Source organism: Acinetobacter sp. V91_7 (assembly GCF_031799075.1).
GTDB classification, from domain to species: domain Bacteria; phylum Pseudomonadota; class Gammaproteobacteria; order Pseudomonadales; family Moraxellaceae; genus Acinetobacter; species Acinetobacter calcoaceticus.
Map to the genome: position 1 here is coordinate 1 of NZ_JAVQNT010000022.1, position 24,361 is coordinate 24,361.

The 24,361-nt window shown below is 39.6% G+C and carries 23 protein-coding genes and 1 pseudogene; 19 read left to right on the plus strand and 5 right to left on the minus strand.

The annotated features are described in order from the left end of the window. The 15 genes and pseudogenes from RMB03_RS03290 to RMB03_RS03360 all read left to right on the plus strand — a co-directional run. Positions 1–275 (plus strand): annotated as a pseudogene (locus RMB03_RS03290) (acetyl-CoA C-acyltransferase); the annotation flags it as partial. Positions 276–277: 2 nt separating this feature from the next. After that, a complete protein-coding gene (pcaB, locus tag RMB03_RS03295; protein ID WP_311073859.1) occupies positions 278–1,636 on the plus strand; it encodes a 3-carboxy-cis,cis-muconate cycloisomerase in 1,359 nt (452 codons plus the stop codon). Next, positions 1,633–2,418: a 3-oxoadipate enol-lactonase gene (gene pcaD, locus RMB03_RS03300; RefSeq protein WP_017391413.1), complete on the plus strand. Its 786-nt coding sequence runs from the start codon at positions 1,633–1,635 to the stop codon at positions 2,416–2,418. Before pcaB ends, pcaD begins: the two co-directional genes overlap by 4 nt. 42 nt (positions 2,419–2,460) lie before the next feature. Further along, positions 2,461–3,816: an MFS transporter gene (locus RMB03_RS03305; protein ID WP_005040146.1), complete on the plus strand. Its 1,356-nt coding sequence runs from the start codon at positions 2,461–2,463 to the stop codon at positions 3,814–3,816. Positions 3,817–3,831: 15 nt separating this feature from the next. Next, on the plus strand, positions 3,832–4,245 hold the full coding sequence (gene pcaC, locus RMB03_RS03310) for a 4-carboxymuconolactone decarboxylase (protein ID WP_003652028.1): 414 nt from the start codon (positions 3,832–3,834) through the stop codon (positions 4,243–4,245). Between the two features lie 10 nt (positions 4,246–4,255). Further along, positions 4,256–4,981 (plus strand): protocatechuate 3,4-dioxygenase subunit beta, encoded by a 726-nt coding sequence (gene pcaH / locus RMB03_RS03315; RefSeq protein WP_003652026.1) that lies wholly within the window; start codon positions 4,256–4,258, stop codon positions 4,979–4,981. Positions 4,982–4,995: 14 nt separating this feature from the next. Then, a complete protein-coding gene (gene pcaG, locus RMB03_RS03320; protein WP_003652024.1) occupies positions 4,996–5,625 on the plus strand; it encodes a protocatechuate 3,4-dioxygenase subunit alpha in 630 nt (209 codons plus the stop codon). Positions 5,626–5,694: 69 nt separating this feature from the next. Beyond that, complete coding sequence (gene aroD / locus RMB03_RS03325; protein ID WP_311073910.1) at positions 5,695–6,522, plus strand: type I 3-dehydroquinate dehydratase; 828 nt, start codon at positions 5,695–5,697, stop codon at positions 6,520–6,522. 19 nt (positions 6,523–6,541) lie between these two features. Then, positions 6,542–7,993: a right-handed parallel beta-helix repeat-containing protein gene (locus tag RMB03_RS03330; RefSeq protein WP_311073867.1), complete on the plus strand. Its 1,452-nt coding sequence runs from the start codon at positions 6,542–6,544 to the stop codon at positions 7,991–7,993. Between the two features lie 66 nt (positions 7,994–8,059). Continuing rightward, positions 8,060–9,379 (plus strand): carbohydrate porin, encoded by a 1,320-nt coding sequence (locus RMB03_RS03335; protein WP_311073869.1) that lies wholly within the window; start codon positions 8,060–8,062, stop codon positions 9,377–9,379. An 81-nt stretch (positions 9,380–9,460) separates the two neighbouring features. Next, positions 9,461–11,890 (plus strand): glucose/quinate/shikimate family membrane-bound PQQ-dependent dehydrogenase, encoded by a 2,430-nt coding sequence (locus RMB03_RS03340; RefSeq protein WP_311073870.1) that lies wholly within the window; start codon positions 9,461–9,463, stop codon positions 11,888–11,890. 649 nt (positions 11,891–12,539) lie between these two features. Then, positions 12,540–12,998, plus strand: coding sequence for a DUF6438 domain-containing protein (locus tag RMB03_RS03345; RefSeq protein WP_081407642.1), 459 nt, complete (start codon positions 12,540–12,542; stop codon positions 12,996–12,998). 133 nt (positions 12,999–13,131) lie between these two features. Continuing rightward, the gene (locus RMB03_RS03350; protein ID WP_056480460.1) at positions 13,132–13,545 is read left to right on the plus strand and encodes a YeeE/YedE family protein; all 414 of its coding nucleotides are present in this window, start codon (positions 13,132–13,134) and stop codon (positions 13,543–13,545) included. Positions 13,546–13,549: 4 nt separating this feature from the next. Continuing rightward, entirely contained in the window at positions 13,550–13,963 is a 414-nt protein-coding gene (locus tag RMB03_RS03355; protein WP_311073873.1) for a DUF6691 family protein, read from the plus strand. Positions 13,964–13,967: 4 nt separating this feature from the next. Continuing rightward, positions 13,968–14,834 (plus strand): MBL fold metallo-hydrolase, encoded by an 867-nt coding sequence (locus tag RMB03_RS03360; RefSeq protein WP_311073875.1) that lies wholly within the window; start codon positions 13,968–13,970, stop codon positions 14,832–14,834. A gap of 95 nt (positions 14,835–14,929) precedes the next feature. Here the strand turns inward: RMB03_RS03360 and pcaU are convergent, their stop codons facing one another. Together pcaU and RMB03_RS03370 are read right to left on the minus strand one after the other, a co-directional pair. Further along, positions 14,930–15,742: an IclR family transcriptional regulator PcaU gene (gene pcaU / locus RMB03_RS03365; RefSeq protein WP_311073876.1), complete on the minus strand. Its 813-nt coding sequence runs from the start codon at positions 15,740–15,742 to the stop codon at positions 14,930–14,932. A gap of 43 nt (positions 15,743–15,785) precedes the next feature. Next, positions 15,786–16,706 carry a LysR family transcriptional regulator gene (locus RMB03_RS03370; protein WP_311073878.1) on the minus strand — a complete coding sequence of 307 codons (921 nt, stop codon included), beginning with the start codon at positions 16,704–16,706 and terminating at the stop codon, positions 15,786–15,788. A 90-nt stretch (positions 16,707–16,796) separates the two neighbouring features. Here RMB03_RS03370 and RMB03_RS03375 point away from each other — a divergent pair, with 90 nt between their 5' ends. The 4 genes from RMB03_RS03375 to RMB03_RS03390 are packed head-to-tail and all read left to right on the plus strand — an operon-like array spanning position 16,797 to position 20,632. Further along, complete coding sequence (locus RMB03_RS03375; protein WP_311073880.1) at positions 16,797–18,038, plus strand: acyl-CoA dehydrogenase family protein; 1,242 nt, start codon at positions 16,797–16,799, stop codon at positions 18,036–18,038. 17 nt (positions 18,039–18,055) lie between these two features. After that, complete coding sequence (locus RMB03_RS03380; RefSeq protein WP_311073882.1) at positions 18,056–19,177, plus strand: phosphotransferase family protein; 1,122 nt, start codon at positions 18,056–18,058, stop codon at positions 19,175–19,177. Then, positions 19,174–19,872, plus strand: coding sequence for a histidine phosphatase family protein (locus RMB03_RS03385; RefSeq protein ID WP_311073884.1), 699 nt, complete (start codon positions 19,174–19,176; stop codon positions 19,870–19,872). The genes RMB03_RS03380 and RMB03_RS03385 overlap by 4 nt, the downstream gene beginning before the upstream one ends. Positions 19,873–19,888: 16 nt before the next feature. Continuing rightward, a complete protein-coding gene (locus RMB03_RS03390; RefSeq protein ID WP_311073886.1) occupies positions 19,889–20,632 on the plus strand; it encodes an SDR family oxidoreductase in 744 nt (247 codons plus the stop codon). 38 nt (positions 20,633–20,670) lie between these two features. On the opposite strand, the gene RMB03_RS03395 is transcribed toward RMB03_RS03390, so the two are convergent. The 3 genes from RMB03_RS03395 to RMB03_RS03405 form a co-directional block, all read right to left on the minus strand. Further along, the gene (locus RMB03_RS03395) at positions 20,671–21,927 is read right to left on the minus strand and encodes an OprD family outer membrane porin (protein WP_311073889.1); all 1,257 of its coding nucleotides are present in this window, start codon (positions 21,925–21,927) and stop codon (positions 20,671–20,673) included. Positions 21,928–22,042: 115 nt separating this feature from the next. Then, positions 22,043–23,392, minus strand: a complete 1,350-nt coding sequence (locus tag RMB03_RS03400; protein WP_045431323.1) for an MFS transporter — start codon at positions 23,390–23,392, stop codon at positions 22,043–22,045. 436 nt (positions 23,393–23,828) lie between these two features. After that, positions 23,829–24,296 (minus strand): MarR family winged helix-turn-helix transcriptional regulator, encoded by a 468-nt coding sequence (locus RMB03_RS03405; RefSeq protein WP_004642999.1) that lies wholly within the window; start codon positions 24,294–24,296, stop codon positions 23,829–23,831. Positions 24,297–24,361 lie beyond the last annotated feature (65 nt).

The window sequence follows — 24,361 nt, forward strand, 5'->3', positions numbered from 1 at the left end:
ACCTGACTTTAGAGCAGATGGATGTGATTGAGTTGAATGAAGCTTTTGCTGCACAAGCTTTGGCAGTGACCCGTGATTTAGGTTTGCCAGATGATTCTGACAAGGTTAATCCAAACGGTGGAGCAATTGCTTTGGGTCATCCACTTGGTGCCTCAGGTGCACGCCTGGTGACTACAGCCTTAAACCAGCTTGAGCAAACAGGCGGTCGTTATGCCTTATGTTCAATGTGTATTGGGGTAGGCCAAGGTATTGCACTCATTATTGAGAGAGTTTAATCATGAGCCAGTTATATGCCAGCTTGTTTTATCAAAAAGACGTCACTGACATCTTTAGTGATTCAGCTTTAATCAAATATATGATTCGGGTTGAAGTTGCGCTAGCTCAAGCACAGGCACAAGTTGGCGTGATTCCTCAAAATGCTGCTCATACAATTGCACAAGTAGCTGAGCAGGCACTAGAAAAGTTTGATTTTCCAGCTTTGGCTGTGGCAACTGGCCTAGCTGGGAATATTGCAATTCCATTTGTAAAACAACTTACGGCAATTGTTAAAGATGTTGATGAAGATGCTTCACGTTATGTGCATTGGGGCGCAACGAGTCAAGATATTTTAGACACAGCATGTATTTTGCAATGCCGTGATGCGTTGAACATTGTGGAAGCACAACTTCAACAGTGCTACACCACTGCATTACAACAAGCTAAGCAATATCGCCATCAGGTCATGATTGGGCGTACATGGTTACAGCAAGCTTTGCCAATTACTTTAGGACATAAGCTTGCACGTTGGGCTTCTGCATTTAAACGTGATTTGGACCGTATACAAGCAATCAAACCACGTGTACTCACTGCTCAGTTAGGTGGTGCTGTGGGTTCATTAGCTTCTTTGCAAGATCAAGGTTCACTTGTGGTAAATGCTTTTGCTAAACAACTGAATTTGAGTGTTCCAACAAGTACGTGGCATGGTGAGCGTGATCGTATTGTAGAAATCGCAAGTGTACTCGGCATGATTGTTGGGAATACGGGCAAGATGGCGCGTGACTGGTCACTCATGATGCAAACAGAAATTGCAGAGTTGTTTGAGCCAACTGCAAAAGGTCGTGGTGGTTCATCGACCATGCCTCATAAGCGTAATCCAGTGGCAGCAGCTTCAGTACTTGCAGCAGCAAATCGTGTACCTGCACTTATGTCTAGCATCTATCAAAGTATGGTGCAGGAACATGAGCGTAGCTTAGGTGCGTGGCATGCAGAATGGCTGGCAATCCCTGAAATTTTTCAGCTATGTGCTGGAGCATTAAGTCGTACTGGTGAAGTTTTACAAGGTTTTGAAGTTAATGCTGAGCATATGCAACGAAACCTTGAATGTACCAATGGGTTGATTATGGCGGAAGCTGTGATGATGGCACTGGCCCCAAAAATTGGACGTTTAAATGCACATCATGTTGTTGAAGCAGCTTGTAAAACAGCCGTGGCTCAAAACCAGCATTTATCTCAAGTTGTTAGTCAGTTAGATGAAGTAAAAGAACATTTTTCCCCAACAGAAATTTTGGAAATATTTAAAGCAGAAAACTATTTGGGCAACATTCAAGCTCAAATTGATGCTGTTCTGCAAGAAGCACAAGGAGGAGACATAAAGTGAAACAGCTTATAACCAATCGACAAGGTAAACAGCTCGCTGTATATACCGACGGATTAAAAGATGCTCCAGCACTTGTGTTATCTAACTCGTTAGGAACAGATCATGGAATGTGGCAGCCACAAGTAGATGAGCTTAAAAGTCATTTTAATGTCATTACATACGACACACGTGGCCATGGCGAAAGTGATGTGATCGCTGAATCATCTTTACAAAATTTAGGTGAAGATGTTGCTGATATTTTAGATGCCTTAAACGTTGAAAAAGCTCATTTTTGTGGAATTTCAATGGGTGGAATTACAGGGCTTTGGTTAGGTATCCATTATCCAGAGCGCTTTCATAGCATTACTGTTGCAAATTCAGCAGCCAAAATTGGGCAGGCTGATGCTTGGTTAAGCCGCGCTGAATCAGTAGAACAAAATGGACTAGCTGAATTGGTTAAGACCACGCACACACGTTGGTTTAGCGAAAAATTCGACTATCAACATAATGTGGTTGCACAAACGACGATTCAAAGTCTCGCAAACACACCCGCACAAGGTTATGCCAATGCATGTCGTGCTTTAGCACATGCTGATTTAAGAGATGAAATTGCACAAATCCAGATTCCGGTACTGCTGGTTGCAGGGACATATGATCCAGTGACTACAGTAGCAGATGCTGAGTTTATGCAGCGTGCTATCAACAATAGCCAACTTGCAAAATTGGAAGCATCTCATCTTTCTAATATTGAACAACCACAAAGATTTACTCAGGAATTGACTAGGTTTATTCAGCAAATCTAATAGCTTAGTGATTTAAAAGGAATTGGCCTTAAGGAGGCAAATATGGCGTCTCAGGATTACGCTGCACCAAACAAAAGTATCGATGCTCAAGCACTGATTAATGATGCTCCACTCAGTAAGTATCAATGGATGATCGCAATCATCTGTTTCTTAATTATTTTTACTGATGGGATCGATACTGCTGCAATGGGTTTTATCGCTCCAGCTTTGGCTCAGGACTGGGGCGTTGATCGTTCTCAGTTAGGCCCAGTGATGAGTGCTGCACTTGGTGGAATGATTATTGGAGCTTTGGTTTCTGGCCCGACAGCTGACCGTTTTGGTCGCAAAATTGTTTTGGCCGTTTCAATGCTGATTTTTGGTGGTTTTACCTTGGCATCTGCCTATGCCACAAATCTGGATAGCCTTGTTGTATTGCGCTTTTTGACAGGTATTGGGCTGGGTGCAGCTATGCCAAATGCCACCACATTATTTTCTGAATACTGTCCAACACGCATTCGTTCACTACTGGTGACATGTATGTTCTGTGGCTACAACTTAGGTATGGCAACAGGTGGCTTTATTAGTAGCTGGCTCATTCCGACTTACGGTTGGCACAGTCTATTTTTGCTGGGTGGCTGGTCACCTCTGATCTTAATGATTTTAGTGATTTTCGTTTTACCTGAGTCTTACCGCTTTTTAATTGTTAAAGGTAAAGACCCAGAGAAAGTACGCAAAATTTTAAATCATATTGCGCCAACTCAAGTTAAAGACGTAAGCACTTTTTATGTTCCAGAAGAGAAAACTGAAACGGCTCAAAAGAAAAATGTTTTTGGAATTATGTTTTCTAAACCATATGCGAAAGGAACACTTTTGCTTTGGTTGACCTATTTCATGGGATTGGTTGTTGTTTACTTGCTTACAAGCTGGTTACCAACACTCATGCGTGAAACAGGTGCTTCAATGGAACGTGCTGCATTTATTGGTGGGTTGTTCCAGTTCGGTGGTGTGGTGAGTGCATTATTTATTGGTTGGGCGATGGACAAATTCAACCCGAACCGAGTGATTGCTATTTTCTACTTTGCCGCAGGTCTATTTGCAATTGCTGTGGGTCAAAGCTTAGGAAATTCAACTTTACTTGCTGTATTGGTGCTTTGTGCTGGTATCGCGATTAACGGTGCGCAATCTTCAATGCCAGCTTTAAGTGCACGTTTCTATCCAACCCAATGCCGTGCAACGGGTGTGTCTTGGATGACAGGTATTGGACGTTTCGGTGCAGTATTTGGTGCTTGGATTGGTGCAGTACTACTCGGTAATGATTGGTCGTTTACTGCCATTCTCAGTTTATTACTGATTCCAGCGACTGCTGCGGCTGTTGCTGTATTTGTTAAATCACTTGTTGCTCATACCGATGCAACTTAATGGAGGTCTATCACAATGAATGATGAACAACGCTATAAACAAGGCATTGAAGTACGGACTGAAGTTTTAGGTGAAAAGCATGTTGGTCGGTCTTTGCAGAACTTGAATGACTTTAACCAAGATTTTCAAAATTTTATTAGCCGTTACGCATGGGGTGAGGTGTGGTCTCGTCCGGGTTTACCACGTCACACACGTAGTTTAGTGACTATCGCAATTTTATTGGCGCTTGGTCGTGAAGATGAACTACGCATGCATTTACGTGCTTGCTTCAACAATGGTGTAACCAAAGAAGATTTAAAAGAGTTGATCTTACATAGCTCACTCTATGCAGGTTTACCTGCTGCAAACGCTGCAATGCATATGGCTGAAGAAGTCTTTAAAGAATTGGGGATAGAAGTAAGCCCAGTTGCAGCGAAAGAACAGGATTAAGGAGATAAAGATGTCACAACATAGCTGGGGTGCTTACGCCCAACGTAATACAGATGATCATCCACCAGCGTATACGCCAGGTTATAAAACAAGTGTATTACGTTCGCCAAAAAATGCATTGATCTCTATTAACGAGACTTTAACTGAAGTCACTGCACCGCATTTTTCTTCAAATCTGTTTGGCCCAAAAGATAACGATTTGATTTTGAACTATGCCAAAGATGGTTTGCCAATTGGTGAGCGTGTCATTGTTCATGGCTATGTTCGTGATCAATTTGGTCGTCCTGTAAAAAATGCGCTTTTAGAAGTATGGCAAGCCAATGCTTCAGGTCGTTACCGTCATCCAAACGATAAATTTATTGGTGCCATGGACCCTAACTTCGGTGGTTGTGGTCGTACATTAACGGATGAAAATGGTTTTTATATTTTCCGTACCATTAAACCGGGTCCATATCCGTGGCGTAACCGTATTAATGAATGGCGTCCGGCACATATTCATTTCTCTTTAATTGCTGATGGTTGGGCTCAGCGCTTGATTTCACAGTTTTATTTTGAAGGTGATACTTTAATCGACTCTTGTCCGATTTTAAAAACCATTCCTTCTGAAGATCAACGTCGTGCACTAATTGCACTAGAAGATAAAAACAACTTTATCGAAGCTGATAGCCGTTGTTACCGTTTTGACATCACTTTACGTGGACGTCGAGCGACTTACTTCGAAAACGAATTGACTTAATCAGGAGCCTTAGCATGAATAACTGGAATTTTCAGGAATTAAAAGAAACTGCATCTCAAACGGGTGGTCCTTACGTTCACATTGGTTTGTTACCACAACAAGCAAATATCGAAGTTTTTGAAAACAACTTTAATAACCAGCTTGTACAAGACCAGACCCAAGGCCAGCGTATCCGTCTTGAAGGGCAAGTATTTGACGGGTTAGGTTTACCTCTACGCGATGTGCTTATCGAAATTTGGCAGGCCGATGCAAATGGTATTTACCCAAGTCAGGCTGATACTCGTGAGCAAAAAGCTGACCCAGCTTTTCAAGGTTGGGGCCGTACTGGTGCAGACTTTGAAACAGGTATTTGGAGTTTCAATACCATTAAACCGGGCGCAACTGCGGGGCGTAAAGGTTCAACTCAGGCACCTCATATTGCTTTAGTGATTTTCGCTCGTGGTATTAATTTAGGTCTTAATACGCGTGTTTATTTTGAAGATGAAGCAGAAGCAAATGCCAATGACCCGATTCTAAATAGCATTGAATGGGCACCACGTCGTCAAACACTTATTGCAAAGCGTTTTGAAGAAAACGGTGAAGTTGTTTACCGCTTTGATATTCGTATTCAAGGCGATGACGAAACTGTATTTTTTGATATTTAAGAAACACCCAAGGCTACACATGCTCGTCTATGGATGCGTGTAGCCTTTTTAAGGATGAATGATATGAACATGAAAACATTATTAAGCTTAAGTTTGCTTGCACTCCCATTTTTTACAGCTCAGGTGAATGCTGAACCTGTTGCTTTAGCCGCTCAAACACAACCTGCGAGTACAGCCGTTAAAACGATTGTTCCGATTACAGCAAAAACTAAAGAACAAGCTTTAGCGCAAGCTCAAGTTATTGCAAATACGGCAGATGCTGATTTGGCAGAGTTTCGAATCGATTTATTGAGTTTTGCTAGTGATACAAAACAAGTCATTGCGTTAGGTCATGAATTGAAAAAGATTTTAGGCAATAAGCCAATGATTGTCACAATTCGTACTAAAAACGAAGGTGGTCAACTTGAAATTAGTGATGTGGATTATGGTAAGACCTATCAGGCTTATTTAAAAAATCCGTTCATGGACTGGTTAGACGTTGAAATGTTCCGTGATCAAAAAGTAGTTTCAGAAATTGTTCAAAAAGCACATCAAAAGAAAGTTCTTGTTGTGATGTCTAATCACGACTTCCAAAAAACACCAAGCCAAGATGAAATTGAAAAACGCTTGTTAAAACAAGATCAGATGGGCGCAGATGTTCTCAAAATTGCAGTGATGCCAAAATCTAAACAAGACGTTTTCACTCTAATGAACGCGACTTTAAAAGTGAGTCAGCAAACCACTAAACCTTTATTGACCATGTCAATGGGGCAGTTAGGGACGATCTCTCGTGTTGCGACAGCCAATATGGGCGGAAGTTATAGCTTTGGCATGATTGGTGAAGCATCCGCACCGGGGCAAATTGATGTGACCAAGCTAAAACAGATTTTAAAAACCGTTCAACCAACAAACCCATAAATCATAAGGACATGATGAAATGAATACATTACGTTTAACTACTCTTGCATTAGGTTTGATGGTTTCAGGTGTAGCTGCTGCGCAAACTTATGTTGTTGACCGTTATCAGGACGACAGCAACAAAGGTTCTTTACGTTGGGCAATTGAGCAAGCCAATACTAACCCAGCCGATGCGAGCGAAATCTTGATTCAGGCAGTGGGCAAAGCACCCTATGCAATCAAATTAAACAGCGCGCTTCCTGAGATTAAAGCACCGGTCAAAATCATTGGTACCCAGTGGGATAAAACTGGTGAATATATCGCGATCGATGGTTCAAACTATATTAAAGGCGAAGGTGCGAAAGCTTGCCCAGGCGCAAACCCTGAACAGTATGGAACCAATGTGCGGACCATGACTTTACCGGGCTTAGTACTACGCGATGTAAATAACGTCACGTTAAAAGGTCTAGATATTCATCGTTTCTGTATTGGTGTATTGATCAACCGTTCAAGCAACAACCTCATTCAACATAACCGTATTAGTAATAACTACGGTGGTGCTGGTGTCATGCTTACTGGTGATGATGGGCAAGGTAACCCAACGGCAACCACGACCAATAACAATAAAGTTTTAGACAACATCTTCCAAGACAATGGCGATGGTTTAGAACTAACCCGCGGTGCTGCTTTTAACCTGATTGCAAATAACCATTTTGTTTCAACTAAAGCAAACCCAGAGCCATCACAAGGTATTGAAATTTTGTGGGGTAATGACAATGCCGTAGTCGGTAATAAATTCGAAAACTATTCGGATGGCTTACAGATTAACTGGGGTAAGCGTAACTATATTGCCTACAATGAAATGACCAATAACTCGATTGGTTTTAATATGACTGGCGATGGCAACATTCTCGATAGCAACAGAGTGCATGGTAACCGTATTGGTGTCGCGATTCGTTCGGAAAAAGATGCAAATGCAAAAATTACATTGACTAAAAACCTGATTTGGGACAATGGTAAAGATATTAAGCGCTGTGAAGCAGGTGGTTCATGTGTACCGAATCAGCGTTTAGGTGCAATTGTATTTGGTGTACCTGCACTTGAGCACGAAGGATTTGTAGGTTCTCGTGGTGGTGGTGTAGTTGTTGATCCATCTAAACAACAAAAAACATGTACTCAACCAAATGAACAAGGCTGTAATGCTCAACCTAATCAGGGTATTAAAGCTCCTAAATTAACTGCGAATAAGGGTTCAGTTGCGGTAGAAGTTAATGGTTTACCAAATCAACGTTACCAAGTTGAATTTTTTGGTAATCAAAATGCGGCATCAAAAGAAGCTGAGCAATATTTAGGGGCAATAATAGTTGCTACAGATGCACAAGGAATCGCAAAAACGAATTGGAAGCCAACTGTAAAAGTTGCCTCAATTACAGCGAATATCACTGATCGTTTTGGTGCAACTTCTGAGCTTGGTTTTACAAGTGTTAAATAACAATAAGGAAAGCGCCTCAAACTGAGGCGCAGCATAGAAATATAGAAATGATAAAAGGGACTTAAAATGCCGAATTTAATGAAACTGAGTGTATTAACAATCGCTGTATTAGGTAGCCAATTTGCGCTTGCGAATGAGCCGTGGTCGCAAGACCGTCAATGGTTGCTTGGCGACTGGAATGGTGAGCGTCAGCAACTAGAGCAACAGGGCTATAAATTTACAGCTTCTATCATGAGCCAAGCTGCCACAAATTTAGATGGTGGTTACAACGACAGCAATACTTTTGAAAATGCTGCACAACTTTCTTTAGGTGCAAACTTCGATTTAGAAAAAATTGCTGGATGGAAAGATACAACAGCGAGCCTAGTCGTGACTAAACGTGACGGGAATGCACTCACTTTAGAGCGTATTAAAGACCCGCGTTCTAGCCAATTAGGTAATGCTCAAGAGATTTATGGCCGCGGTAAAATCTGGCGCCTGTCTCAGGCATGGGTCAAAAAAGGTTTTGCTGATAACACAGTACAGGTCAAAGTGGGCCGTATGGGTATGTCAGAGGACTTTAATGCTTCTCAATGTGAGTTTCAGAACTTATTGCTTTGCGGTGGGCAGTTAGGAAAATCAATCGGTTCAATTTGGTACAACTCACCAGTCGGTGTTTGGGCTACAAACGTTAAATATCAGTTTGCGCCTGAGTGGACATTGGGATTGGGTGTTTATGAGGTAAATCCTGACAACATTAAAACCGAATCAAACAGTGATGGTTTTAATCTGGATATGAACAACGTGAAGGGTGCAACCATACCGGTTGAGCTTGCATGGAAACCAAAACTTGCTGCTTTTAATGGCTTACCGGGTGAATATAAAGTAGGGGCGTTGTACTCAACCGCAGAAGCGAATGACATTAAAACTGCCGGCAAAGTTCATGACGGAAAACAAAGTTTCTGGATTAATGCTCAGCAACAACTTACCCATAAAGGTGAAGACCCTAAACGTGGTTTATACGTAAGCTTGAACGGTGTTGTAAATGATAAAGCAACCACCTTTGTTCAAAGTACACAACAACTTGCACTTTGGTATAAAGGGCCGTTTGATAGCCGTCCAAATGATTCGATTGGTTTTGGTATTGCCAATTATGTGGTCAATGATCGTGCTAAAGATAAGCAGATCGCAACGAACGAAAGTCGTGGATACTATAGCTATGATGCGATTGCATCTGACTATATTCCAATTCAAGACGACGAACTAAATGTCGAGTTGAACTATACCTATCAATGGTCTCCGGCCGTTATGTTGCGTCCAAACATTCAATATATCCATCAACCTGCCGGTGTAAAAGCGGTCGATGATGCTTGGGTGGCTGGTCTTAGCGTAAAAGTCAATTTTTAACAATGTTGATGGCTGGTTAGACATAGTTTAACTGGCCCAAATGCTTGAACTATTGTGTTCAGTATATGTGGAGTAGGATCTATGTCTGAGTCAGATTCTAAGTTTCATATCTTATTCAAAATATGGTGTTTTCTATTAGGCCTAGTTTTATTGGCTACTGGTGTTTTTTACATCGTAGGCGGTGGAAAGCTAGTGTCATTAGGTGGATCTTGGTATTTCCTAGTCGCAGGGCTGTTGATTACCATTTCTGCATTTAGTATTTTTCGTAAAAAGGCACTTGGTGTCTGGATATTTGCGGCTGTTTTTGTTGGCACCGTAATTTGGTCGCTGATTGATGCAGGTTGGGAATTCTGGCCGTTATTCTCGCGGTTAATGTTTCCTGCTGGCCTTTTTGCCGCATTGTTATTTACTTTGCCTTCAATTCGACGTTACCAATTTCAAACTAGCTTGGCATCTTCATCTTATGCAGTTGGTGGGTTAGTTGTTGTCGGTATGTTGATTGCGCTCTACCAAATGTTCCAACCACATCCAACAGTAGCAAGTTCAGGTGAAAAGCTACCTTTAGTACCAGTTGATCCTGCTAAAAAACAGGTGAATTGGGAAAATTATGGAAATGATGCTGGTGGTAGTCGCTTTGTTGCTCTCGATCAAATTAACCGAGATAACGTTCATAAATTAAAAGAAGCTTGGCGTTTTAGAACAGGTGATTTTACAACGGGTAGTGGTAATGGTGCTGAAGACCAAATGACCCCACTACAGGTTGGGAATAAAGTCTTTTTATGTACACCACATAATAATATTTTTGCGATCGATGCTGATTCAGGCAAACAGCTCTGGAAAGCTGAGGTGAACTCTAAAGCCGATGCTTGGGAGCGCTGCCGTGGTGTTGCATATTTTGATTCGACTAAGCCACTTGTACAACCAACTTTGGCTGGTGCAAATGCAGTAACCACAGTTGCAACCAATACGGCATGTCCACGCCGTTTATATACAAATACACCTGATGGTCGTTTAATTGCAGTCAATGCAGATAACGGTCAGCGCTGTGCTGATTTTGGTGTAAATGGAACGGTTGATCTGTTAGAAGGTCTTGGGGCTGGAACCAAAGCTCCACGTTTTGAAGTGACTTCTGCACCGACTATTGCGGGTACAACCATTGTAGTGGGTAGCCGTATTGCCGATAACGTTGCTGCAGATATGCCGGGTGGTGTTATCCGTGGTTATGACGTGATTACCGGTAAACTTCGCTGGGCATTTGACGCACGTAATCCGAACCCTAACTATGTTCTTAAACCGGGTGAAACGTATAAACGTAGTTCAGCAAACTCTTGGGCTGCAATGTCTTATGATCCGCAAATGAATACGGTGTTCTTACCTATGGGTAGTTCATCTGTCGACATTTGGGGTGGTAACCGTAATCCGTTAGATCATAAATATAATACTTCTGTTTTGGCACTTGATGCGACAACAGGTAAAGAAAAGTGGGTATATCAAACTGTTCATAATGATTTATGGGACTTTGACTTGCCAATGCAACCGAGCCTAGTCGACTTCCCATTAAAAGATGGTACGACTAAACCTGCTGTTGTAATTGGAACCAAATCAGGCCAATTCTTTGTGCTTGACCGTGTAACTGGTAAACCATTAACTAAAGTGATTGAACAGCCAGTTAAGCCTGCCAATATTCCGGGTGAGCAATACAGTGCAACTCAACCGCGTTCTGTTGAAATGCCTCAAATTGGTAATCAGACTTTAACTGAATCAGATATGTGGGGTGCAACGCCGTTTGATCAGCTCATGTGTCGTATTAACTTTAAGTCAATGCGTTACGAAGGTCTATTTACTGCACCGGGTACTGATGTTTCACTAAGCTTCCCAGGCTCTTTGGGTGGTATGAACTGGGGTAGCATTGCTTTTGATCCGACACATCGCTATATGTTCGTAAACGATATGCGTCTTGGATTATGGATTCAGTTAATGGAACAAACCCCTGAAGACATTAAGATTCAGGCGAGTGGTGGAGAGAAAGTAAATACGGGTATGGGCGCTGTGCCAATGAAAGGTACACCATATAAAGTGAATAAAAACCGCTTTATGTCGGCTCTTAGCATTCCGTGTCAAAAACCTCCATTTGGTACCATGACTGCGATTGACTTAAAAACTCGTCAGATTGCATGGCAAGTACCGCTTGGTACAGTACAGGATACTGGACCTATGGGTATCAAAATGGGCTTAAAAGCACCAATTGGTATGCCAACTATTGGTGGACCAATGGCAACCCAAGGCGGTCTGGTTTTCTTCGCTGCAACGCAAGATTACTACTTACGTGCTTTTGATTCATCTACAGGTAAAGAACTGTGGAAATCACGTATGCCAGTGGGTAGCCAAGGAACCCCAATTAGCTATGTTTCACCGAAAACAGGTAAACAATATGTGGTTGTTACGGCAGGCGGTGCTCGTCAGTCTCCTGATCATGGTGATTATGTAGTCGCTTATAGTTTGGAACAGTAATTAAATAAGGCAAAAGAGAGCATTTCTCTTTTGCCTTTAACTTTAATATGTTTTTTGTATTAAAGCCTGATAGTAAGTTCTATTATTTTAACTAGATAGCTTTACCAAATAGTAAAAAAGTGCTTTAACTTATTGCAAAACATAAAATATTCCTAAGCTTGATAAGGCTTGAACCCTAGATGTAGCCGAACTGTTAGATATTTTTCACAATGTTTTACCTATAAATAAATCTTATTTGTTTATTAAGTTTTGTTTAACTTAAGATGGTGAATTTTAATTAGAAATAAACATTATTAACTTATTACACTTAAAAATCAGGTTTTTTTTGTTGAAAAAACAAGCGTAAATATATATTTATATTATATTTATATAATTTATAGCATTACGTTAGAATGGTGTTGCAGGTTATTACTACCCAGTAATAATTTGTATTTCAGGATTTTAAGCTTTTATTGGCTTAAGGCTCATCGTAAGATGGGCCTTTTTTTATGCGATTTAGATTATGATATTTGATTATTATGGAAATAGCCTAAGTACAATGGTACGTGAATTAATGAAAACAATCACAAAAAATAGTCTTTAATGACAAGAAGTGTATGATTTGATAAATTAAAGCCACTTGATAATAATAGGTGATACGATGAGATTTTTGGTTCTTGCAACTTTATCTGGTTTAGCTTTGATGGGTTGTGCTTCTGTTCAGCAAGCACCGAATACACAAGAGACAATTCGTTATGCTTCTAGTCCATGCTTTGGCGCATGCCCAATCTATTCTGTAGAAGTAACACCTACGGGTTTAATTCGCTTTGAAGGCAAGCAATATACTAAAGCTATAGGTGTTAAAGAAATTCAAGGCAGTGTAAAAGACTATCAAAAACTTGCGGATGATTTAAAAACTTATCGACCACAAACAGGTACACAATCAAAAACTGCGGGTTGTCAGCAAACTGCAACTGATATGTCTAGCTATTACATTTCATGGATTCAACCAAATGGCACGGAAACAAAATTAAGCCATTACACAGGTTGTATGTCTCCTGCGAATAATAGACTGAATAAAGTCATGGAAAAGTTACCTGAACAATTAGGCATTAAAGATCTAATTTAATGATAAAGCCCCAAAATCTTGGGGCTTTTTTTTGTTAAGATGAATTATATACTTGAGAGTTTTGTTTTAAGTATTTCTAAAAGAATCAGCGTATAATACATATTATAAAAACATATATTGTTTGGGTAAACCTATGTTAAATATTATCCATGCCTTTTTGGGCGGCTTGCTATTGGGCATCGCAACAGTAGGATATTTATATATAAATGGTCGTATAGCTGGAATTAGTGGATTGCTTGCTCAAATCATAAATCCCACTAAAGACACCTTTAAAAGTTCTGCATTTTGGTTCATTGCTGGACTGGTGATTACACCTTTCATATATGGTTATTTTTATCAGCCAGAAATTGAAATTAAAGCTAATACGGTTGCACTTATTTTAGCAGGTGTACTTGTTGGCTTTGGAACACGACTAGGATCTGGTTGTACAAGTGGCCATGGTATTTGTGGCATGAGCAGGTTATCAAAACGCTCGATGATAGCGACAGCAGTTTTTATGTTTGCTGGCATGTTAACTGTTTATATCATTCGTCATGTGTTGGGGTAATCCTATGAAAAATATCTTTGCTTTTATATTTGGTAGCTTGTTTTCATTGGGTTTAATGATCTCTGGCATGTCTAATCCTGAAAAAGTTTTAAGTTTTCTAGATATATTTGGACAGTGGGATATCAGCTTAATGTTTGTAATGTTAGGTGCTATTGCTGTGGCATTTATTCCGTTTCAAAAGGCTATAAAAAGTCCAAAAACACTTTTTAATGAACAAATTCAATTACCAATGAATACACAGATTGACCAAAGGCTAATTGTTGGTGCTTTTATTTTCGGTATAGGCTGGGGAATAGCTGGCATATGTCCAGCGCCCGCTTTAACGCTTATTGGGTTAGGACATTTTGAAGCACTTTATTTTATTGTCGCAATGTTATTAGGAATGTTGATTTACCGAGTTTTAAATAAAGGAAATTAAACCTATGCAACAACCTCTAGTAAAAGATTTTTTTGATGAAAATACCAATACTTTTAGCTATGTTGTTGCGGATCTGGTTACGTGTCAATGCGCCATTATTGACAGTGTACTTGACTACGATGCAGCTTCTGCGACTACAAAAACGACTAATGCCGATTTAATTATCAATTATGTCTTGGCTCAAAACTTCAAAGTGCAATGGATTTTAGAAACCCACGTACACGCAGACCATATGACCGCGGCCCAATATTTAAAATCTAAATTGGGTGGCACAATTGCAATTAGTCAAAAAATCTCAGTAGTACAAGAAACTTTTTCTACTATCTATAATTTTGACTTTAAAAAATTTAATGAAAATCAGCCTTTTGATTATTTATTCGAAGATCACGAGCATTTTAAAATAGGGGATATAGCAGCCTATAACATTCCTACACCTGGGCATACACCTGCTTGCTTAAGCTATGTAATTGTTGATGCTGTTTTTGTGGGTGATACTTTATTTATGCCTGATTATGGTTCGGCCAGATGTGACTTTCCTAAAGGAAGCGCTGCTGCGCTCTATGACTCGGTACAACAGCTTTATACTCTTCCTGATGAGATGCGCATGTTTTTGTGCCATGACTATAAGCCAGAAGGTCGAGATGAATACATCTGTCAAACAGACATTAAAACTCAAAAGCAAAGCAATATTCATTTAAACCGACAAGTTTCTAAAGAGTCATTCATAAAAATGCGTCAAGAAAGAGATGCAACTTTACCAATGCCAAAATTAATCTTGCCTTCAATACAAATTAATATGAATGCAGGAAATTTTCCGGAACCTGAAGCGAATGGTGTCCGTTATTTAAAAATTCCATTTAATTACTTTTAAAAATAGCCTAAGCATATCCATTTGACCATTACCGTTCACCAAAATAGCCTAAGCAAATAATAAAATTTATTCCATGGAAATAGCCTAAGTAAGATTTAAAGAACTTGTCTCAAATCCCGCGAAGTCTCTTGCAATAAAGGCAAAATGTGTTGAATTAAATATTCTTCAGTTGTTTTCATGGTTGGAGAAACAATATTTAAAGCAGCAACGACTTTAAAGTCTTGCCCATAGATAGGTACGGCGAGTGCGTGAACGCCTAATTCATGTTCTTCCCGTGAATAACACCAATCTTGTTCTCGAATCTTTTGTAGTAACTCTAAAAATTTATCGTTTTCAATATGCGTATATTTGGTTAAACGCTGTAGTGGGTATTTTTGAAGCCAGTCCAATTGTTCTTCTTGGCTTAAATGTGCTAGTAAAATTTTACCCGCCGAGGTCGCATGAGCAGGTAAGCGGTTACCCAAGTGTAGGCCGTATGGATTTACGCGGTCGGTTTGTTGGTGGGCCGCACTACGCGCAATGGTAATGGCTTCATAACCGTCAAGTACCATCACAGAATAAATAAGAGAGGTTTGGTTAGTTAATAAGTTTAATAAAGGCTGCGATACTTTTGGAAGTTGAGCAGCGCCCAAATATGCTCCTGAAAATTTCAGGACTTTTGGGGTTAAATAGTAATAGTGGCCATCTGACTCAAGATAACCTAGATATTCTAAGGTTAATAAATGGCGTCTTGCTGCCGCTCGGGTAAGTCCGGTTTTTTCAGCAGCCATAGAAATGTTTAGGCGATGTTGATTGCTACTAAAACTATCTAAAATTGCCATGCCTTTACCGATGCCAGCAATGTAATCTTCATGACGAATCGTTTTTTTGTTGTCCTGATTTTGGATTATTCGTTCATCTTTACTCATGACAGGTCCTTGTACGATGTAGGCGTTAGTAGATCAATTTGCTTTATTGAAAAAGTTTAATAATTTCATGTCGCAAAAATTGATGCCTTAAATTATCCCTTAAATCTTCATGCCAAAACATCCCCATTTTGATATTGGTCATCTCAAATGGGAGTGAATGCAAACGAATTTCCGAACTATAGGATAAATGCTGCAAAATCATTCGGGGCATAGTCAATATTGCGTTAGCTTGAGCTCCCAAAACTTGTAACGCCGTTGAGTAGTTTTGACAGCGCATGAATACATTTCTTGAAATTTTTTGATGTTGGTTTAAATAAATATCTTCAAGTAAAGCACCAGTACGGCGTGACGAAACACCGATGTGTCGACCATTGATATAACTAGATAAATCGACTTCTTTAAGTTGACTGCAAATGACAAATTCATCTGTTACCAGATGGTCAAAGGTAATTTTTGGAGATAAGTATTGTTCCAAATCAATCACGAAATCGAGCTGCTGCGTCGCCAAGTCCGCCATAATATGTTTTCGATCTAGCTTCATACTCACAAACTGCAAATCTAAATTAAGATTTTGAAAATGTTGAGCAAGTCTTGGAAGAATAATAGGCTCGATTTCATCATGCACGGCGATTTTTAAGTTTTTTAAACTGGTTGAGTCAAAGGCATGTTTCTGCTGGCTAATATTTTGAATGGTTAAAAGTGCTTGCTTCACAGTGGGATAAATCTGTTCTGCAAAAGGCGTTGCAGACATTTTATTGCCTACACGTATAAATACATCATCTTCAAGTTGTTGACGTAACCTTTGTAAGGCGTGGCTTGCTGCCGATTGCGTAATATTAAGACTACTTGCCGCATTCGAAATACTTTTTTGCTCATAAATCGCGATAAAAAGCGGGTATAAATTGATATCTATTCGATGGAAAAAGCTTAAGTCGAGCCCATGCAGGTTATGAATATTATTCATGATGTGTTATTTAATAAAATCATTTCATTCATATTAAGTTTCAAGTTATGGTGATGTAAAGACAAGATAATGATGTAAAGGAAAAAAAGAATGTTTGAACTCTCAAAAACAGCTCAAGATTTTGTCGAGCGAACAAGAAAATTTATTCAAGAAGAAATAGAACCTGTTGAAGCAAAATTTTGGGAAGAAGTTCATGAGCTAAATCCGGATGGAAACTGGAAAAAATGGCAGTGGCCAGCACTCCTAGAAACGCTGAAATCTAAAGCGAAGCAAGCTGGCCTTTGGAATATGTTTTTACCAGATGACAAGCTTGGTTCAGGGCTAACAGTTCAAGAATATGCTCACATTGCTGAATTAACTGGCCGTAGCTTATTGGCACCTACCGTTTTTAACTGTAACGCACCTGACACAGGGAATATGGAATTGTTATGGCGCTATGGCAGTGAACAGCAAAAACAGCAATGGTTACAGCCGTTATTAGATGGAAAAATTCGCTCGGTTTTTTGTATGACCGAACCAGACGTTGCTTCAAGCGATGCAACAAATATGCAAGCTACTGCACTCATAGAAGGGAATGAAATTGTTTTAAATGGCAAAAAGTGGTGGTCGTCTGGTTTAGGTGACCCAAATGCCAAAGTCATTATTTTTATGGCTCATACTCCAGATGAAAGCAAAGACCGTCATCATCAACACTCCATGGTTTTAGTACCTATTGATACGGCGGGTGTTGAAATTCAGCGGATGTTACCTGTGTTTGGTGACTACGATGCGCCACATGGACACGGTGAAGTTCATTTTAATAATGTTCGAGTACCTCTTGAAAACTTTATTGGTGGTGCAGGTCAAGGTTTTGAAATTGCTCAAGGCCGTTTAGGGCCCGGACGTATTCACCATTGCATGCGCTGTATTGGTGCTGCTGAAAAAGCTTTAGAACTGATGATTGACCGTGGTATGTCTAGAACAGCGTTTGGCAAAGAAATTTTAAAACTCGGTGGGAACCTCGAACGGGTAGCTGATGCACGGGTAGCGATAGACCAAGCTCGGCTTTTAACCTTGTATGCAGCCTATAAAATGGATACTTTAGGGAATATGGCCGCTTTAACAGAAATATCTGCAATTAAAGTGGTGGCTCCAAGTGTTTTAGAAAAAGTAGTCGACATGGCAATTCAGCTACATGGTGGCGCGGGCGTTTCAAGAGATACACCATTAACAGGTTTCTTTGCTCAAGCGCGTAGTTTACGTTTAGCTGATGGTCCAGATGAAGTACATAAAGGCATGATTGCCAAATTAGAGTTAGCCAAACGTGGTTATGGTCGTCATAAGAAAGTATAAGTTTAAAGGAAATTAGAATGTCGGTAATTGATATAGGCGGTGAAGTACGTGAAGGTGAAGAACTTGATATTGGAGCAGTTGAAAGCTGGTTAAAGAACCAAGGTGTTGAGTTGGTTGGCCCAGCAATCGTGACCCAATATACAGGTGGTGCTTCAAATTGGACTTATCGTTTAAAGTATGAAAATACCGATTTAATTTTACGACGTCCTCCAAAAGGAACAAAAGCGAAGTCAGCCCACGATATGGCCCGTGAATTTATGGTGCAAAAAAATCTTGCGCCTTATTATCCAGTGCTTCCTAAAATGGTGGCACTTTGTCAGGATGAAACCGTTATTGGCTGTGATTTTTATGTCATGGAACGCATTGAAGGAATTATTCCTCGTGCAAAATTGCCGCCCGAGCTTAGATTTAATGAAGAGGATGTTCACCAACTTTGTGTAAATGTGCTTGATAAACTCATTGAATTACACCAAGTTCCTTATGAAAACACGCCTTTAGCTGAACTGGGCAAAGGTACAGGATATTGCCGTAGACAAGTCGAAGGTTGGGATAAGCGTTATGAAAAGGCCCGAACGCTCAATGTTCCTTCATTTAAATATGTTCGAAAATGGTTGAAAGATAATGTCCCTCAAGATTCCACGACTTGCATTATTCATAACGATTGGCGATTTGATAATGTGATTTTAGATCCAGAGCATCTAACTGAAGTGATTGGCGTGTTGGATTGGGAAATGGCAACGCTGGGTGATCCATTAATGGATTTAGGCAGTGCTTTAGCCTATTGGGTTGAGCCTACGGATAATATGATTTTCAGATCGACACGCCGTCAGCCTACCCATTTAAAGGGAATGTTCTCTCGTAAAGAAGTTGTTGATTATTACCTGCAAAAAACAGGTTTGAACCCTCAAAATTGGGCTTTTTATGAGGTATTTGGCGTATTCCGTTTAGCAGTGATCGCTCAGCAAATTTACTACCGCTATTACCATAAACAAACGCGAAATCCAGCTTTTAAAGACTTCTGGATCGTCATTCATGCGTTACATGTGCGAGCTTTAAAACTTATTGGGCAACAAAAAATTCAAGAATCGGAATTTGCTCAGCAATCTCTACAGAAAATACAGGGTATTTTAAGAAAATGACCACAATTTATCTGGTAAGACATGGACAGGCATCATTTGGGAAAAGTAATTATGATGAGTTGTCTGAAAATGGTGAGGCTCAAGCGACTTTATTAGGTCGTTATTTTAAACAAATATTGAAAGAGCAACCTTATGTTGTGGCCGGAACCATGCAGCGCCACGAGCAAACTGCACAACTCGCATTAAATGAATGCTTTCCAGATGCTGTGATTGATCACAATAGTCTATGGAACGAGTTTAATCATCAGCAGGTTTTTGCACGCTATGAACCACGTTTTGAACAACCGGAATTGTTAAAAGCTGACGTAGCACAAGAACAGAACCCGCGTGCCTATCTTGCCAAAATATTTGAAGGCGCAATTGGACGATGGACTGATGGCGATTTTCATCATGAATATGATGAGTCATGGCCGCATTTTAAAGATAGAGTTGAAACGGCACTACAACAACTTTGTGATGAATTGGCAAAAACCAAACCTCGTTATGCAGTTGTTTTTACCTCTGGTGGTGTGATTTCTGTAGCAATTGGCAAATTACTTGAACTGAGTCCCAATCGAACTTTTGCCTTGAACTGGGCAATTACCAATACAAGTCTCACCACTTTACGTTTAGTTGGAAATGAAGCTCAGGTTTTAAGTTTAAATGAACATCATTTTATAAAAGCTGAGCGTCCAGATTTGCTGACATGGATTTAAAAATAAGGATAAAAGCATGGCAAAGACAATTTTAATTACAGGTGCAAGTTCTGGGTTGGGTGCGGGTATGGCTCATGAATTTGCAGCGAAAGGCTATAACTTGGCGCTTTGTGCACGCCGTTTAGACCGATTAGAGACTTTAAAAACTGAACTTGAAAATCAGTATGGTATAAAAGTAATTGCAAAAAGTTTGGATGTGACTCATTACGATCAGGTTTTCGAAGTCTTTCGTGCATTTAAGCAAGAGTTTGGTTATTTGGACCGAATTATTGTCAATGCTGGAGTTGGAAATGGTCGTCGTATTGGTAAAGGCAATTTTGAAATTAACAAAGCCACCGCTGAAACCAACTTTATTTCTGCCTTAGCGCAGTGTGAAGCGGCGGTTGAAATTTTTAGAGAGCAAAACGCAGGTCATTTGGTGGTGATGTCATCCATGAGTGCCATGCGTGGATTACCAAAACATTTATCGACCTATGCGGCAAGTAAAGCTGCGGTTGCTCACTTGGCTGAAGGTATTCGTGCTGAATTACTGGATACCCCAATTAAAGTTTCTACAATTTTCCCGGGTTACATTCGCACTGAAATGAATGAAGGTGCTAAACATTTGCCATTTGAAGTAGATGCTAAAACAGGGTGCAAAGCACTTGTCAAAGCTATCGAAAAACAACCAGTGAAAGCTTATGTGCCACAGTGGCCATGGTTGCCAATGAGTATTGCAATGAAGGTTTTGCCTTTAAGGTTGGTCAATAAATTAGGATAAAAATTACCCCCTAAATTTTAGGGGGTAATTTTTTATATTTAGAACTTCTTGGTGTAATTGACAAATAAACGGTCTTCACCAAAATCATTGCCATGTTTAACATTGTAATCAATGCGAATGTATTGCAGAGCAACACCTTTTAAGAACGGCTGCTGAAACGCATAGTTTAAAATCACGTTCGACTCAGTTTCTTGGTTTTTCTCACCATTGGCTGCTTTAAAGTCATGGCCATAAACATATTTCACCATCGCATTTAAGCCTGGTACATAGTCCTTAAAGTCGTAGCCATACATCACATGGTAAGACTTTTCATCTTCTTTAAAGAATCCAGTTGCGTTCCAGTTAATGAAATAGGTTTCAGGTAAGAAGCCATCTGGTAGTGGATAAGCTGATTCACCAATAATTTGTTGGTAGCCTAAACCAAAGGTATGGTTTCTCACTTTTACAGTTTCAAGTAGGCCGATGTTCTGCGCATCAATATCAAAAGTATTGCCATCATCTTTTGCATTGAAGTATTTAAACTTGGAAGTTAGGGCAAAAGTTGGCTGCTTCCATGTATGCTCAAGTCCCACATAATGCTTGTTATACAGATCCTCTAAATTACCAAAGTAATATTCGCCTTTGAGTGATGGCGTAAATTGATAACGCAGGTCAATATAATTCAAACCATCAGATTCTTTGGTAATTCCATTTGCAGTGAAAGAAAACTTTTTAAAATCTTCTTCATTTCGTGGCGAGACTTTTTCAACCCGACCAATTTCAGCATAGAGTTGATCTGAAAGTTGTGATTTAAGATTGGTTCCCCAATACGAAGTGAGTAACTGACGGCTAGCATCTACGGCAGTTACGGGTAAATCCAACCAAAGCTCACCCACACTTAAAAGTGTTTTGTCATAGCCAAGTTTTAAAGTGGCCCCGTATTTTAAATAGTCAGATGCCTGAGATTGCGTTTCCTTATTAAAAGGTAAAACGGTGTCGGCGACATGTTTATCTGAACTCAAACGAACAGCGTATTGAACAGAAGCATCTGCACCAATGGTGATTGGCTTGTCTGCTATTACTAGTGGGGTGTCATGCATTTTCGATTTATAAAATAAAGAGGCCGCCTGAGACCAACTGCCAGTATCTTTGAGTGCATCGTTATCAAAATCGCGGTTGATATAGGCATTTTTTAAAGTGAATTTCCATTCATCTTCAGTTTGCTGATTCGGGTTTGCAGCCCATGAATTGCTACACATCAATACTAAAGTTGCTATAGCTAAAGGCTGCGGTTTAAAGCGGTGTAATAATTCCATAATCCATTCCCAAAATCTATGCGCCAGTCCTAGGCATTACGTATTGTGAAATATTTGTGTAGTACTCCCTAAGTTCTTAAAGGGAGCACTGTTAAATAGCAGGTGATTGCTTCAATTAATTTAATTTTTCAAGCTTCATACTTTCACTAAAGAATTTGCAGCCTTTGAAAAGTAAAATTAAAGCCAGCACACAAGAGAACCCACCGACAATAGATAAAGATGAGCCAACCATTAAAGGATTAGCAAAAACTTTATCTGTAATGATTGCGACCAGTGTTGTGCCAATACCAAGCCCAATTAAGTTACTGATCAAAAGGAAGAGAGCTGAAAGGCGTGCTCTAAATTGATTTGGCGCTAACATTTGTAAGGCTGTTGCGGAAATCACTAGAGGGAACGATGCAAAGAACATTGCTGGAATGAGTAGGCTCACTGAAAGCCAGAGTTGGTCTGTTTGGGTAAAAAACGAAATTGGAATAATAAGACCAACAATACCAATCACACCTGTAATCATTGGAGCATCTTGGCGTCCTTTTTTGATAAACCAATCATTTAACCAACCTGCACAAAACACCCCTAATGTATTTGCAATTAACAGAATTGTGCCGAGCATATAGCCTGTTTCAGTCGGCGCAAGTTGAAACTTTCGGATATAAAATGCGGGTGTCCAACTAGTAAGACTGTAGAGCGCCATAGCATAGAAGGTAAAACCTAAATAGTGACAGGCAAAGGTTTTCGAATGCTTTTTAATAAACTGAAGACATTGTGTGAATTTAACTTGGTCCACTTGCCCGTTTTGGTTGAGCTGCTGACCTTTACGTGCTGGGTCTTTAACTGTCAGGATAAATAACAAACCAATAATGATGCCGGGTAAACCCACCACTAAAAAAGCGATTTGCCATGCCTTAAGTGCGCCTAATAAAGGAACTTGAATTAAAGTCACGCCTTTAAGTAAATTAATGACATAACCGCCGACTAAAAAGGCAATACCGCCACCTAAAAACGCTCCAACAGAATAGATACCAACAGCGCGACCTAGTTTGTCCTTGCTGAACATGTCACTAAACATTGAATATGCAGCAGGAGATAAGGCAGCTTCGCCTACACCAACAGCCATACGACTTAAAAATAGTTGAATAAAGTTTTTACTTAAACCACAAGTGGCTGTTGCCAAACTCCAGACAATAATGCCGATTGAAATAAGCTTTGGGCGCGAAAAACGGTCGGCAATATAGGCTAAAGGTAAACCCATTACGGCGTAAAACAGTGAAAAGGCAAGGCCATGTAATAGACTAAACTGGGTATCTGAAAGTTGAAGATCGGCTTTGATCGGCTCGATCATAAGTGCCAGAATTTGGCGATCAATGAATGAGAATATATAGGCCAACATACAAAGTATGACCACGTACCATGCATATGCATTGGTTTTCTTTTGTGTCCTTTCAACAGCGATATTACTTTGGTTCATACACTTAATCCTTATGTATAAAACTCTTTTAGAGAAGTTGAATCTCGGCTATCTATGTTTCCTAAAAGATAGTTTGGTGTCCCCCCAATAACTTTTGAAAAATAAATAACCTGTTTGATTGAAGAATTGCCTTATATACAAACTGCATATACAGACAAAGATAGTTAAAGAAGAGGGGTAGAATTCCTATATGATGGAAATATTATTTTCTTTTTATATGTAAAATTCCATTACTTATTAAGTATGTTTGGATACCTAATAGGTATTTAAACAGTCGGAAAATTTAGAAATTATTATGATTTGTAGCAAGAAAATGATGTTTTATGATTTTAAATTTTTGATAAATATTAATAATTTTTAAAAAAGTAAGCAGAAGATCATATCGGTTTTCTGCTTACTCTTTCGTGTTTAAAACAAGATGAATAAGAGACCTCAGTTAGCTTGAAGGCATAAGATCAAATAATTTCTTCAACTGGTTATTTAGATTGTGGAGCTCATCTTCTGAAAAAGCATTCAAAATACCAGCCAAGGTCACAACACTAATCTGATTAATCTGTTCAACCAGCTCAACACCTTTGGCAGTTAATTTCACCATTGAGATCCGTTCATCCGAAGTAGAAGAGTAGACTTCAACAATTTCATCTTCAACTAACCGATATACAGCCTTGGTTGCAGTAGTTAATTTTAAAGTAGAAAGATTAGCAATATCGGTAATACTTGCTTCTCCAAGGGCATTGGTACTTAAAATAATTTTACGGCGTGTATTGTCGATACCTAGTTTTTTTATTGATTTTTCAATAAGTTGTGAATATTTTCCATTAACTTGGGAAATCCAAAAAAAAGGGAAATTTTGAATACTCGACGGTTCTTTATTAGGAAGAAATTGTTCTAAATGATCAAGCATAGCTAAGCAATAACTTAGGAAAAAAGGGTAATCCTATTATAAACAAAATTTTGCATATTTCCTTG